Below are 421 nucleotides of genomic sequence, written 5' to 3' on the forward strand. Positions count from 1 at the left end.
GCCGGGGGCGGGAGCTCGGGCGATGCCGGACGCGGGCGGGCGGGGCGGTGCCCGGCGTGCGGGGACGGGTCCCGGCGGGGCGGTTCGGCGGGAGGCCGGGCCGGGGAGTCGCGCTCGTAGGTGTGAGGCGGCTGGAGAGGAGCCGGGGTGCGGCCGAGGGAGGTGCCCGGCAGCGGGGCGGGGAGTGGCCACCAGGAGGACGTGGCCCCGGCACGGGCCGGTTCCGGACCGAGGCCGCGCACCGTCCCGCAGGCCGGTTCCGCCGGACGGTACGCGGCCTCGTGGCGGGCGGAGTCGTAGTACGTGGTCTCGTGGTACGCGGCCTCCCGCTGGCCCGCCTCGCGGTACGCGGTCTCGCGGTGCGCCGTGGGCTCCCGGTGCGCGGCTGCCTCCCGGTGCGCGGCGGCCTCGCGGGGGCCCG

1 pseudogene is annotated in these 421 nt (G+C 81.5%); it reads right to left on the reverse strand.

From position 1 onward, the window contains the following. Window positions 1-421 (reverse strand): annotated as a pseudogene (locus G3I42_RS10135) (hypothetical protein); the annotation flags it as partial.

It is taken from the genome of Streptomyces sp. SID11385 (assembly GCF_010548245.1).
Lineage (GTDB): Bacteria > Actinomycetota > Actinomycetes > Streptomycetales > Streptomycetaceae > Streptomyces.